Annotated in this window: 11 protein-coding genes; 5 read left to right on the forward strand and 6 right to left on the reverse strand. The window is 58.6% G+C overall.

The window, feature by feature from the left end; translation table 11 throughout:
* Window positions 1-58: 58 nt before the first annotated feature.
* On the reverse strand, window positions 59-514 hold the full coding sequence (locus ABGM91_RS10260; protein WP_354832082.1) for a hypothetical protein: 456 nt from the start codon (window positions 512-514) through the stop codon (window positions 59-61).
* A gap of 318 nt (window positions 515-832) precedes the next feature.
* Between ABGM91_RS10260 and ABGM91_RS10265 the strand changes: the two genes are divergently transcribed.
* The 5 genes from ABGM91_RS10265 to ppdK all read left to right on the forward strand — a co-directional run bounded on the left by ABGM91_RS10265 (window position 833) and on the right by ppdK (window position 8,097).
* Complete coding sequence (locus ABGM91_RS10265) at window positions 833-1,726, forward strand: class I SAM-dependent methyltransferase (RefSeq protein ID WP_354832084.1); 894 nt, start codon at window positions 833-835, stop codon at window positions 1,724-1,726.
* A gap of 95 nt (window positions 1,727-1,821) precedes the next feature.
* Window positions 1,822-2,910: a tetratricopeptide repeat protein gene (locus tag ABGM91_RS10270; RefSeq protein WP_215427731.1), complete on the forward strand. Its 1,089-nt coding sequence runs from the start codon at window positions 1,822-1,824 to the stop codon at window positions 2,908-2,910.
* A 24-nt stretch (window positions 2,911-2,934) separates the two neighbouring features.
* Window positions 2,935-4,473: a glucose-6-phosphate isomerase gene (locus tag ABGM91_RS10275; protein ID WP_354832086.1), complete on the forward strand. Its 1,539-nt coding sequence runs from the start codon at window positions 2,935-2,937 to the stop codon at window positions 4,471-4,473.
* A 205-nt stretch (window positions 4,474-4,678) separates the two neighbouring features.
* On the forward strand, window positions 4,679-5,137 hold the full coding sequence (locus ABGM91_RS10280) for a hypothetical protein (RefSeq protein WP_354832088.1): 459 nt from the start codon (window positions 4,679-4,681) through the stop codon (window positions 5,135-5,137).
* A gap of 215 nt (window positions 5,138-5,352) precedes the next feature.
* Window positions 5,353-8,097 carry a pyruvate, phosphate dikinase gene (gene ppdK / locus ABGM91_RS10285; RefSeq protein WP_215427726.1) on the forward strand — a complete coding sequence of 915 codons (2,745 nt, stop codon included), beginning with the start codon at window positions 5,353-5,355 and terminating at the stop codon, window positions 8,095-8,097.
* 130 nt (window positions 8,098-8,227) lie between these two features.
* Here ppdK and ABGM91_RS10290 read toward each other — a convergent pair whose 3' ends face one another.
* From ABGM91_RS10290 to ABGM91_RS10310, 5 genes are all read right to left on the reverse strand, one after another.
* Window positions 8,228-8,809: a four helix bundle suffix domain-containing protein gene (locus ABGM91_RS10290; RefSeq protein WP_354832090.1), complete on the reverse strand. Its 582-nt coding sequence runs from the start codon at window positions 8,807-8,809 to the stop codon at window positions 8,228-8,230.
* A gap of 53 nt (window positions 8,810-8,862) precedes the next feature.
* Window positions 8,863-9,441 carry a leucyl/phenylalanyl-tRNA--protein transferase gene (gene aat, locus ABGM91_RS10295; protein WP_354832092.1) on the reverse strand — a complete coding sequence of 193 codons (579 nt, stop codon included), beginning with the start codon at window positions 9,439-9,441 and terminating at the stop codon, window positions 8,863-8,865.
* Window positions 9,438-10,463, reverse strand: a complete 1,026-nt coding sequence (locus ABGM91_RS10300) for an A/G-specific adenine glycosylase (protein ID WP_354832093.1) — start codon at window positions 10,461-10,463, stop codon at window positions 9,438-9,440. Before ABGM91_RS10300 ends, aat begins: the two co-directional genes overlap by 4 nt.
* Complete coding sequence (gene aroE / locus ABGM91_RS10305; RefSeq protein WP_354832095.1) at window positions 10,456-11,388, reverse strand: shikimate dehydrogenase; 933 nt, start codon at window positions 11,386-11,388, stop codon at window positions 10,456-10,458. Before aroE ends, ABGM91_RS10300 begins: the two co-directional genes overlap by 8 nt.
* 149 nt (window positions 11,389-11,537) lie before the next feature.
* Window positions 11,538-12,245, reverse strand: a complete 708-nt coding sequence (locus ABGM91_RS10310; RefSeq protein ID WP_354832097.1) for a DUF5131 family protein — start codon at window positions 12,243-12,245, stop codon at window positions 11,538-11,540.
* Window positions 12,246-12,258 lie beyond the last annotated feature (13 nt).

Here is a 12,258-nt window from a genome sequence, read left to right on the forward strand (position 1 = left end):
CTGGCTGCCGCAGGGGCTTGCGGCGCTCCGGACGGATCATCCCGGAAGCCATGGCATCTTACCGGTTGACCCAGCCCTCGAAGGTTCCGTCTTCCAGCGGATGAATGCTCAGTCCGGTTTGAGAATCATGCTTCCCTTCATACCTGATGACCGGGTAGGCAAAAAGGGACCTGCCGTTGGGCGTCGTTTTCATCTTCAGGGACTTCAGGGTAATGGTATCTCCCGGGGCAAGCGGGAAAGCGTGGCCGTCCGAATAATAATGGCGGTCCAATTCTACCAGGGAAACTTTTCCGTTCTTTTTGGAAACGGCCAGAATATCAAAGCGGGAAGGGCTTGTCTGCACGCCAATGAAGATGGTGTTCCATTCCGGAACATCCACCGCCGTGCAGACCGTTCCCTTGACCGGGGACTGGAATTCAAATGAATGGGTGCCGTCTGACACGTTCCATGCTGCTGTGTCCTTGTTCTTTGAAACGGTCAAGCCCTGTTCGGTAAAATCTCCCTCTGCGGCCATGGAAGGATGGAAAGGGAAGGGCGCCAGTAATACTGCTGCAAATAATAATGTTTTCATATCAGGATAGGATGGGTTGACTCTCTGCATCTCATGAAACCATTTACGTTGCAAGGGAAAACGTCTTTTCCCAGGGGCTTTTATCCGGAATGGCGATGGGCTGGGGTGGCGGCCGGAGTGAACTCGGATTTTTACTTTGTCCATCCTGTTCATGAATTCCGTTCCTGCGGTAAGGGAATGCCCCTGCGTCCCGGAAGGATGCTCTCCTTTTATTGCTTTTGCATTGCCCCTTGCGGTCAAATTCCGTAGTCTCGTCCAGCCGTGAGCCGCTCCTACCGTCATTGCCTGGATTATAAAAAGGGATTGATTCCTGCCGATACCGATATTTTCCGCGTGATTGACGGGGTGGGGGACGGGCGCCCGGACGTATTTGCCGACAAGATGGGAGACCGCGTTCTGGTCTCCACGCGGGACTGCCCCATCCCTGCGGATTTGGAACGCGAACTCCGGGAACTGAATATTCCCGTGTTCCACAAAAGGCTGGAACAGAATCAGAAGGAGGCTCCCGTGCAGATTGCCGGGCCGGAACTCCCCCTGCAATTCACGGTGACGGAGCAGGGCGTGCGTTTCAAGATAGACATGTCCACCGGTTATTCCCAGGGCATCTTTCTGGACCAGCGCAACCACCGCCGCCAGGTCAGGGAGCGGAGCAGACCCGGCATGAGGGTGCTGAACACCTTTGCCTATACCGGGGCCTTTTCCATATATGCCGCTCTGGGAGGGGCGCAGACGACCACGCTGGACCTGGCGCAGCCGTGCCTGGACTGGGCCAGGGAAAACTTCAGCCTGAACGGCATTGACCCCGCCGCCCAGTACTTCTGCAAGGGAGACGTGCGCCGCTGGCTGGAACGGTTTGCCCGGCAGGGCCGTACTTTCCACGGCATTATTCTGGACCCGCCCACGTTTTCCCGTGACGACCGGGGAAAGGTATTCCGGGTGGAATCCCACTACGGGGAACTGGTGGCCCAGGCGCGCGAATGCTTGGAACCCGGCGGCTGGATGCTGTGCACCAGCAACTGCCGCAAGCTGAGCCACGCGGACTTCCGCAGGATGGTGGCGGAGGCCGTTCCGGGCTTCCGGCTGACCCATGATTCCATGCCCCCTGACTTCACCGGGGAGGATTATCTGAAAAGATTGTGGATAGATTGGAAATAAATATTTTATGAAAAATTTTCCTCACTTCCGCTGACGCATTTTATCCTTTTGAAAACCGTCCCGGTCTGGTAGGAAACCGCCCAATTACTTTTTCTATGAAAAAACTAGCCTATGTTGCGGGCCTCTTCGCGCTTACGTGCGTTCCTCTGCTTGCCGCCCTCTATGAAAACCTGGAAGTGGGAATGGACAAGGACCAGGTGCTGAAAGCCCTGAGGCAGAGCAAGCAGCTTGAAGGGCCGCCCACGGATGCCCTTCTCTCACGTACCGGCCTTAACGGCGTGTTTAAAACCAAACAGTCCATAGGCGGGCAGACCTTTTCCCTGAACTTTGACTATGACCCCTCCGGCGGCTTGAGGGCCGTTGTCTTCTACTCCCGCAGCAAATGCCGCGGTTCCGAGTATGAAACCAAATTGAAATCCGCCTACAAGGCGCTTCTGGTGGGCCTGACGGAAAAATTCGGAGAGCCGGCCAACATGCCGGAATGGGTGGCCAAGGAATCCCTTCAGGAAGGCCGCATCCAGTACATGCACATGTGGAGGGTATCTCCCGGCGTCTTCCTGATGTCCGGCCTGGGCAACATGGGAGCCATGGAAGGGTACTTCCCCCTTTTCCGCTTTTCCGGACCGTCCGGCATGCCTCCCGCCTCCAAAAGGGACCGGGAGGAACTGAAAAGGGAATGGGCCGCCATCCCGGAATTTCCCGGATTGAAAGAGGCGGAGCTCCACATCTCCGATGCCGTGCGCGCCATGGGCACCAAAAAATATGAAGACGCCTTTGAATGCTTCCAGCAGGCGGCGGAACTGGGAAGCCCCCGCGGCTACTGGGGCATGGCGTTCCTGTCTGAGCTGGGCAAATACGGCGTGAAGCGGGACAAGAAAAAAGCGGATGAAATGAACCGCAAGGCCGCCGCCGCGGGTTATGCAGCCTCCGCCTCCAAATTCGGCGCCACGTGGCCGGATGCCGCGCGGGCCCTGGGCCTCTCCGCCGCCGCAGCCAGGGAACAGCTCCGTATGCGCCAGCGGGCGGCCGCGGAAGGTTATGCCTCGGAACAATACAACATGGGCATCATGTACCACACCGGGTTTGGTGTGCCCAAGGACCCTGCCAAGGCCCGTGAATGGTTCCAGAAGGCGGCGGACCAGGATGACGTGCAGGCCAAAAGCATCCTGAAAAAACTCCAGTAACTCTTTTCCCAATCCATTACTATCATGAGCCTATACGCACAACAACTCGTTCGCTACCCTGAACTGGGCATCTCCCTTGACTTCTCCAAACTCCCGCTGGACGACGCCTTCCTGTCCTCCATGCAGGGGCGCATAGACAGGGCGTTCGCCGATATGAAGGCGCTGGAATCCGGCGCCATTGCCAACCCTGATGAAAAACGCATGGTGGGCCACTACTGGCTGCGCAACTCCGCACTGGCTCCCACGCCGGAACTGAAAGCCGCCATTGACGCTCCCCTGGCGGATGTCAAGGCCTTCGGCCAGGACATTCTGGAAGGCAAAATCACGCCGCCCCGCGCGGAACAGTACTCCGCCGCCCTCGTCATCGGCATCGGCGGTTCCGCCCTTGGTCCTGAACTGGTGGCGGACGCCATCCCTGCCGCGGGGCTGGACATGTTCTTCCTGGACAACACGGACCCGGACGGCATGTACAAGGTGCTGGAAACCCTGCCGCTGGAAGAAACGCTCGTCGTGGTCATCTCCAAGTCCGGCGGCACGCCGGAAACCCGCAACGGCATGCTGGTGGCCCAGGACTTCTTCAAAAAGAACGGCGTGGAATTCGCGCCCCAGGCGGTTGCCGTCACGGGCGTGGGCTCCAAACTGGACAAGACGGCTGAAGCGGAAGGCTGGCTCAAGCGCTTCCCGATGGAAGACTGGGTAGGCGGTCGCACCTCCGTCATGTCCGTGGTGGGCCTGGTGCCCGCCGTGCTTCAGGGCGTGGACGTGGATGAACTGCTGGAAGGCGCGCGCCTGATGGATGAAAAGACCCGCCGGGACTGCGTGAAGTGCAACGCCGCCATGAAGCTGGCGCTGGCCTGGTACAAGGCCACCAACGGCAAGGGAGAAAAGGACATGGTGGTTCTTCCCTACAAGGACGCCCTGGTGCTCTTCTCCAAATACCTTCAGCAGCTCATTATGGAATCCCTCGGCAAAAGGCTGGACCTGGACGGCAATGAAGTCTGCCAGGGAATCTCCGTATACGGCAACAAGGGCTCCACGGACCAGCACGCCTATGTGCAGCAGCTCCGCGACGGCGTGAACAACTTCTTCGCCACCTTCATTGAAGTGCGGGAATGTTCCGCGGATGCGGTGGAAGTGGAAGCGGGCGCCACCTGCGGAGACTTCCTCCAGGGCTTCCTGCGCGGCACCCGCCAGGCTCTGGCGGAATCCGGCCGTTCCTCCATCACCATCTCCATCCCGGAAGTGAACGCCAAAACGCTCGGCATGCTGGTCGCCCTGTTTGAGCGCGCCGTCTCCTTCTATGCCTCCCTGGTGAACATCAACGCCTACCACCAGCCCGGCGTGGAAGCAGGCAAGAAGGCCGCGGGCACCTTCCTGGCCCTGCTGGGCAAGGTGAGGGCGGCCCTTGGCTCCACCCCGGAAACCGCCGCCCAGTTGGCGGCCCGCCTGGATGCGGACCAGGAAGCCGTGTACCACTGCCTGGTGCACATCGCCTCCAGTGACTCCTCCGTCAAGTGGGTCCAGGCCGCCTGCGCGGATGAAGACACCTTCTGCAAGGCTTAAAAATAAAAAACATATTCCTTCCGGCGGACGCTTATCTGGTTGATAAGCGTCCGCTTTTCCTTTACAAGGAAACGCCCCTGTGAAACCTGCCGCCGTTGCCGGCGTCTTCGTGAATCTTGAAGCTATCCTGGAGAACCCCGTCTTCAGGCGGACGGCTTATCCGTTCCGGAAAACCCGGGCTAATTTAATATTCTCTCTCAAAATCATGAAACCTGTTCTTCTGGCGGGAAGCTGCCTGCTGCTTCTTTCCTCCTGCTCCATTACCCAGGAAAGCCCTGTGAACATAGAAGGCGTTCCCAACGTTTTGTCTTCCACGGCCTCGCAACAATTGCAGAGGGCGGGGGAGGAAGCATGCCGCAAGGCCGGGTACAGTAACTTCAGTTCCAATATTCTGGTTTTTTCCACGGATGTATCCTACCGTTTTACGGGCTGGTGGAACATGGACGTTGACCGGGTGGCAAGGAACCAAAAGGATATCTGGGATGGTACGGAACCTCCCAATGTGCGGATGAAGGGTAAAATGATGATAGCCCGCACCCGGAACTATAGAATACCGGGAATCATTCTTCCATTATTCCGGTGGACGGGAGGCACCATTTATGTGGAATGTCCGGTAGATATCCTTTACTACGAGCCGGATTCCTCCTTTCGGGAAATGCTCTGAAAAAATGGAGCCGCCGGAATGGAGCTGCGGAGAAAATACGGAAGATATTTTTCCCTAAAAATCATAAAAAACATTTTCGTTTTCCGTACAATTTCGAGTTGACAAAGCCGGGGGCGGCGGGCATCCTTACTCGACCCTAACTCGCTATCGGGTCTTTTGTTGGCTCCTGTGGTTGATGTTTGGGCAGAATCATTAATTCGACTAAAATAATCGATATGTCCACCAATTCCTGCGCATGCAGCGCATCTACTGACAAATTCGTCTATTCCTTCGGCGGAGGGTCCGCCGACGGCAATGGCAGCATGAAAAATCTTCTGGGCGGCAAGGGAGCCAACCTTGCGGAAATGGCCCGCATCGGTCTTCCTGTCCCTCCCGGATTCACCATCACCACGGAGGTCTGCACTTATTACTACGATCACGGCTGCACCTATCCCGCCCAGCTTGACGCGCAGATCAAGGAAGGCATCGCCAAGATGGAACAGATCCTGGGCCGCAAGTTTGGCGATACGGAAGCCATGCCCATGCTGGTGGCCGTGCGTTCCGGCGCCCGCGAATCCATGCCCGGCATGATGGACACGATTCTGAACCTCGGCCTGAATGAAAAATCCGTGGAAGCCATGGTAAAGGCCACCGGCAACCCCCGCTTCGCATGGGACTGCTACCGCCGCTTCGTCCAGATGTACGGCGACGTGGTGCTGGGCGTGCAGAAGAACCCGGATGAAGACCACGAACCCTTTGAAGCCGCCATCGCCGCCATCAAGGAAGAACGTTACGGCAGCCCGGACGTGGAAGACACCAAGCTTTCCGCCGACGACCTGAAGGAACTTGTCTCCCGTTTCAAGGCCCTGGTGCTGGAACGCACCGGCCATGAATTCCCGGAATGCCCGTGGGAACAGCTCCAGGGCGCCATCGGCGCCGTATTCGGTTCCTGGAACAATGACCGCGCCATCGTTTACCGCCAGAAATACGGCATCCCGTCCGAATGGGGCACCGCCGTCAATGTGCAGGCCATGGTCTTCGGCAACACGGGTGAAGAATCCGGTTCCGGCGTGGCGTTCACCCGTAACCCCGCCTCCGGGGAAAACGAATTCTACGGTGAATTCCTGATGAATGCCCAGGGTGAAGACGTGGTGGCCGGCGTGCGTACGCCCGCTCCCGTGGCAGCCCTTCACGACGTGATGCCCGCCGCTTTCAATGAACTGATGCGCATCCGCGAAGTGCTGGAAAACCACTTCCACGACATGCAGGACTTTGAATTCACCATTCAGGACCGCACCGTGTACATGCTCCAGACCCGCAACGGCAAGCGCACCGGCGTGGCCGCCTTCCGCATTGCCTGTGAAATGGTGGAGCAGGGCCTCATTGACTGGAAGACCGCCGTGCGCCGCATTCCCGCGGACCAGGTGGACCAGCTCCTGACCCCCATCTTTGACCGTGAAGCCCTCAAATCCTCCAAGGTGCTGACCCGCGGCCTTCCCGCCGGCCCCGGCGCCGCCACCGGCCGCATCTACCTGAACGCGGAACGCTGCGTGGAAGCCGCGGACAACGGTGAAAAAGTGCTTCTGGTCCGTCTGGAAACCTCTCCGGAAGACCTGCGCGGCATGATTGCCGCTGAAGGCATCCTGACCGCCCGCGGCGGCGTTTCCTCCCACGCGGCCCTCGTCGCCCGCCAGATGGGCAAGGTCTGCGTCTGCGGCGCTGATGAAGTCATCGTGGACTATAACAACCGCACCGTCACCGTTGGCGGCATGACCTTCAATGAAGGCGACTACATGTCCATTGACGGAACGAGCGGTCTGGTATACGCCGGCAAGGTGGAAACCTCCCCCTCTGAAATCATCCAGGTGCTGATCTCCAAGACCATGAAGCCGGAGGACAGCCGCACGTACCAGAACTTCGCCAGGCTCATGCAGTGGTGCGACGACTGCACGAAGATGAAAGTGCGCACCAACGCTGACTCCCCCAAGCAGACGGAAACCGCCATCGCCTTCGGCGCCACCGGTATCGGCCTCTGCCGCACGGAGCACATGTTCTTTGAAGGGGACCGCATCGACTTCGTCCGTGAAATGATCCTCTCCACCAAGAAGAGCGACCGCGTGGCCGCCGTCTCCAAGCTTCTTCCCTACCAGAAGAGCGACTTCAAGGGCATCTTCAAGGCGCTCAAGGGCCTGCCGGGCACCATCCGCCTGCTGGACCCGCCCCTGCACGAATTCCTTCCCCAGACGAAGGAACAGCAGCTTGACCTGGCCCAGAAGATCGGCATGCCCGTGGAAGTCATCATGCGCCGCGTGGCTGAACTCCATGAGTTCAACCCGATGCTCGGCCACCGCGGCTGCCGCCTCGGCATCGCCTACCCGGAAATCACGGAAATGCAGGCCCGCGCCATCTTTGAAGCTGCTGTGGAAGTCTCCCAGGAAGAAGGCTTCTCCGTGGTGCCTGAAATCATGGTTCCCCTGGTGGCCTTCAAGAAGGAACTGGACATCCAGAAAGCCATCATCGACAAGGTGGCCCAGCAGGTATTTGAAGAAAAGGGCGCCAAGGTGGACTACCTCGTCGGCACCATGATTGAAATCCCGCGCGCCGCCGTCACGGCTGACGAAATCGCGGAAACCGCCCAGTTCTTCTCCTTCGGCACCAATGACCTGACCCAGACGGGCCTGGGCATGAGCCGCGATGACTCCGGCTCCTTCCTGCCGCAGTACCAGGAACTGGAAATCATCAAGAAAAACGTCTTCGCCTCCATCGACCAGGCCGGCGTCGGCAAACTGATGAAGATTGCCGTGGAACTCGGCCGCTCCACCCGTCCGGATATCAAGCTGGGCATCTGCGGCGAACACGGCGGCGACCCCGCCTCCGTCAAGTTCTGCAACACGCTGGGTCTGACCTACGTGAGCTGCTCCCCCTACCGCGTCCCGACCGCCCGTCTGGCCGCCGCCCAGGCAGCTCTGGAACAGGCGTAAGCCTTTTTGTTAAGGGTTAATACACAGCCCGTGGTTCTCCGGAACCACGGGCTTTTTTGTGGACAGAATTGACTTAATGGGCTAAATGGACGGCGTGGACTTAAAGGATGAAGCTTGAATCAACGGGAGCTTAACTGCCCCGATATTTGCGCTGTTCCAGCCGGGCGCGGGTCATGCGTTCACGGATGCCGCCGTTCTGCATGAAATCCTTTTCCTGTGCCTGGAGCAATCTGCTGAGGAGGCCCAGTGCCACATTAATGAGGATGATGGCTGTATTCGCGCCGAATTGATCCGGGCGGAAATCCCTGTGCCTTCCCACCCACCGAATAACTTCCTGGGCGGAAGGAAACCTGGCCCTGATCAATTCCTGCGCATAAAAACTGTTATTTTCCCACTGTTCCAATCCTCGCTGGCGCAAATAGGAACAGTAATCTTCCTTAAGCTCCTGCAAGCTTCCCTTGGCAATTCCCGTCAATTTCAATTCCGACGCTTTGCTGACGCCTGAATCTACGCTCCCTTCCGCAATATTCTGCATGCCGGAACGGGCTGCCTGAACCATCTGGTCATAAGTCCGGCCTTGATTTTTCACGTATTTATTGCAGAACCGGAACGTGAAATCATAAATGATCTCCGCAATCCGGTACGCCACCAGATTCCTGTATCCTCCATGCTTGGGAATAAATCCATGAGACATTCCGTCCATAGAGTTCATTCTGTTTATTTATTCCCATTTTGTCCATTAAAATAATAAAATACCAAACTTTCTCACCCCTCCAGCGCCCTCTTAAGCAGCTTCCTGTATTCCACCGCCGGCACCTCGTACGTGCCGAATTTCAGCAAATGCGGCGTAGTCCACTGCGTATCCAGAAAAAGGAACTGGTGCGCCCGCAGGTACTGCACCAGGGCCACCAGCGCAATCTTGCTGGCGTCCGTTTTCCAGTGGAACATGCTTTCCCCGAAAAACGCCTTCCCCAGGGAGACCCCGTACAGGCCCCCCTGCAATCCTTCCCCATCCCAGCATTCCACGCTGTGGGCGAACCCCATCTCGTGAAGCTTGCCGTACACTTCTTCAATCTGCCCGTCTATCCACTGTTCCTCCGGCTCTTCCGTCCGGGCGCAGGCATGGACCACCTCCGGAAAAGCGGCATCCATCCGTATTTCAAAAGGTTTCTTCTTCAGAACCCGCCTGAGTCCGTGCGGAATGTGGAAGCGGTCGTCCAGCGGAATCAGGGCGCGGGGGTCCGGTTCATAGAAGGAGATTTCCCCCGTTTCCGGGTCCGCCATGGGAAAACACCCGTGGCAGTAGGCGGAAAGAACCAGCTCCGGTGTCAGTCGGGGATTCATCTGATGTGGTCCAGCAGTTTGCCTAGAATGGGGGAATTCAGGGCCTTGCGGTCCGGGGAGGCCATGGGCAGCTCGTGCACCTTGTCCAGAGGAACCAGTTCCTCCCCTTCCAGGAAGGCCGGGGGCTCCGTCACATGGTGGATGTAGCGGGTCACCTTGTAGCGGGTGACGCTGTAGGTCTGTTTCAGCACATGGGGCAGGGAAAGGGTGTGGTCATCCTCCCGCTGGGGGAAGCGGTACATCCCGGCGTGGCGTTTCCCCTCCGGGCATCTTGCCAGCAGGATGGACTTGCTGCGGAGGTACAGAATATCGTGGTGCTCCACCCGCGTGATTTCCGGCTTGGGATTCTTGACGGGAAGCGTTTCCGGCTGTTCCGCGGAGCAGAAGGGGCGCACGGGGCACAGCAGGCAGTCCGGCGCGCTGATCCTGCAATAGGTCTGCCCCAGCTCCATGATGGCGGAATTGAACTCGCGGGCATGTTCCGGGTCCACCAGGCTCTCCGCCCGGGTCCACAGGTATTTCAGCCCTTCCGTGGAATCCACGGGCACGGAATAATTATCAATGCGTGCCAGCACGCGCGCCACGTTGGCGTCCACGATGGGGGCGGCCTTGTTGAAGGCGAAGGAAAGAAGGGCCCCGGACGTATAGGGGCCTATGCCCGGCAGGCGTTTCAGCCCTTCCGGGTTGTCCGGGAACCGTCCGCCGAATTCGTTGACAATCTCCTTGGCGATGGCCTGGAGGGAACGCACGCGGCGGTAATACCCCAGCCCCTCCCAGGAGCGCAGGGCCGTCTGTTCGTCCACGGCGGCCAGATGCCCCGGAGTGGGAAACTGGCGCATCCACCGCTCATACCTTCCCAGAACGGTGGGGATGGTGGTCTGCTGGAGCATCAGCTCGGAAACCAGGATGTGCCACGGGTCCGTGGTCCGGCGCCACGGGTAATCCTTCCCCTCCCTCCGGAACCACTCCACCAGCGCTTTTCGGAACGCGTGACGGTCAAAGTCTGGTGCGGAGTCAGGCATGCTTTTGTTCCAGGGCTTGGCGCATGGCGGAAATATCCGGCTTGATGCCGAACCAGCGTTCAAAGGACAGGGCCCCCTGGTGAACCAGCATGGAGAGGCCGTTGGCGACTCTGGCTCCCTGGAAGCGGGCTTCCATCTGGAACGTGTCGTCATGCGTCTGTAAATCATACACCAGGTGGTGGGCGGAGAGCAGGGCTGACGGCACGGGGGACGGGTCCGTGGGCTTCAGGCCCAGGGAAGTGGCGTTCACAATCAGGTCCGCTTCCTCCACGGCGGCATTGAAGCGCGGCGTGTTGTTCAGGTGGGCCGCCAGGCGGTCGGAAGCGCCCTCCAACCTGTGCTCGTCAATAAAGAAGGAACTCAGCCTGTCCTTTAGCGACTGAAGCTTTTCTTCCGATCTTCCGGCCAGTGCCAGCCGTTCGCAGTGCTGCATGGCGCAGGTGTACGCCAGGGCCAGTCCGGCGCCGCCGCAGGCGCCCAGCAGCACTACCTTCAGATCGCGCAGGTCCACAAAAAAATCCTCCCGGATGGCGCGCGCAAAGCCCGGGCCGTCCGTATTGAAGCCGGAAACGGAACCGTCTTTCTGAAAGACGAGCGTATTGACGGAGCCGGTAGCGCGGGAAAGGGCGTCCGTATCGTCGCACAGGGAGAACGCCGCCTGCTTGTGGGGCACCGTCACGTTGGCGCCCATGAATCCCTTCTCCCGGATCAGGCGCACCACGTCCGCAAACTCTTCCGGAGAAGCCTGGATGCGGATGTAGCGCGCACGGATGCCTGCTGCATCCAGCGCGGCCTGCTGCATGGCGGGAGATTTGGAATGGGAGATGGGGAAGCCGATCACGGCCAGTCTGGCGGGAACGGATTCCCCGGCATCAAACGGATGTTCTTCATCCAGAAGATCGGCCAGGGTGTAGTAGGGTTTCATGGAAAGATAGAGGAACAGCCTCAGGCGTTCACGCTGTACTATGAATGAAATTCCGCCGGATTTCAAGGCAAACGCCTATCATTCCTTCTTCCCGGCTTTTTTTGCCCATGGTCCGGAAGGCGTGTTTCCGCCGCACGCCGGGCGGGAGGTCAGCAGTTGATGCCGGCTTTCTTCGCCTGGCTGCACAGCTGCCTGGCGTGAAGACGGTACATTTTACCGTCCTTGATGAAGTTTGTCCCGCATTGCCGGAATTCAAAGCGGACCTTGTTCCGGAGGCATTGCTCCCGGATGGACAAGACCCATTCGTAGTTCAGGGGCCTGGCGCAACTGTTGGATTCCCCGCCTGCGACGACCAGTTCAATCTGCCGCAAATACGGGGCCAGGTCCACTTGTTCAAGAAGTGGCTGGCAGATGATGTTTTTATGCTTGATGGGCAGCCTGCTGAAAATGGGAAGCCTGAAATCCGCCCTGTCCTGGTTTTCCACCGTGCAGCCTACGGTGACGTTGTCATAGCCGTCCCCCCAGTCGCTGGGGATGCACTCCATGAACCGTTCGATTCTTTTAGTCAGGAAAATAAAGTTCAGGTCCCGGCGTTCCCGGATCATGTCCCAGCATTCGCCGCGCCACGGGTCAGCCTCCCGGATGAGAAAATCCGTGGAGAAGCCCAGATAGACGGTCTGGGCGGGCTTCATTCTGTAATCCCCCCTTTTATTCTTCAGCACGGGGGCATGGAACTTGTCCGTTTTAACAATCTCGTCCGTATCCATCCCCCGCCGCCTGTCGGCTTGGTGAATATAACAGAACTTGCACCCGGCGCTGTACCGGTGGCATCCGCGCCATGGGTTCCACATTGCCATTTGCCTGCTTCTG

Origin of the sequence: Akkermansia muciniphila (genome assembly GCF_040616545.1) — a bacterium.
GTDB classification, from domain to species: domain Bacteria; phylum Verrucomicrobiota; class Verrucomicrobiia; order Verrucomicrobiales; family Akkermansiaceae; genus Akkermansia; species Akkermansia muciniphila_E.

Coding starts and splice junctions, on each gene's coding strand:
- ppdK (WP_215427726.1), top strand. CDS start 5,353: ATGTCCACCAATTCCTGCGCATGCAGCGCATCTACTGACAAATTCGTC.
- ABGM91_RS10270 (WP_215427731.1), top strand. CDS start 1,822: ATGAAAAAACTAGCCTATGTTGCGGGCCTCTTCGCGCTTACGTGCGTT.
- ABGM91_RS10260 (WP_354832082.1), bottom strand. CDS start 514: ATGGCCGCAGAGGGAGATTTTACCGAACAGGGCTTGACCGTTTCAAAG.
- ABGM91_RS10280 (WP_354832088.1), top strand. CDS start 4,679: ATGAAACCTGTTCTTCTGGCGGGAAGCTGCCTGCTGCTTCTTTCCTCC.
- ABGM91_RS10300 (WP_354832093.1), bottom strand. CDS start 10,463: ATGCCTGACTCCGCACCAGACTTTGACCGTCACGCGTTCCGAAAAGCG.
- aroE (WP_354832095.1), bottom strand. CDS start 11,388: ATGAAACCCTACTACACCCTGGCCGATCTTCTGGATGAAGAACATCCG.
- aat (WP_354832092.1), bottom strand. CDS start 9,441: ATGAATCCCCGACTGACACCGGAGCTGGTTCTTTCCGCCTACTGCCAC.
- ABGM91_RS10275 (WP_354832086.1), top strand. CDS start 2,935: ATGAGCCTATACGCACAACAACTCGTTCGCTACCCTGAACTGGGCATC.
- ABGM91_RS10290 (WP_354832090.1), bottom strand. CDS start 8,809: ATGAACTCTATGGACGGAATGTCTCATGGATTTATTCCCAAGCATGGA.
- ABGM91_RS10310 (WP_354832097.1), bottom strand. CDS start 12,245: ATGGCAATGTGGAACCCATGGCGCGGATGCCACCGGTACAGCGCCGGG.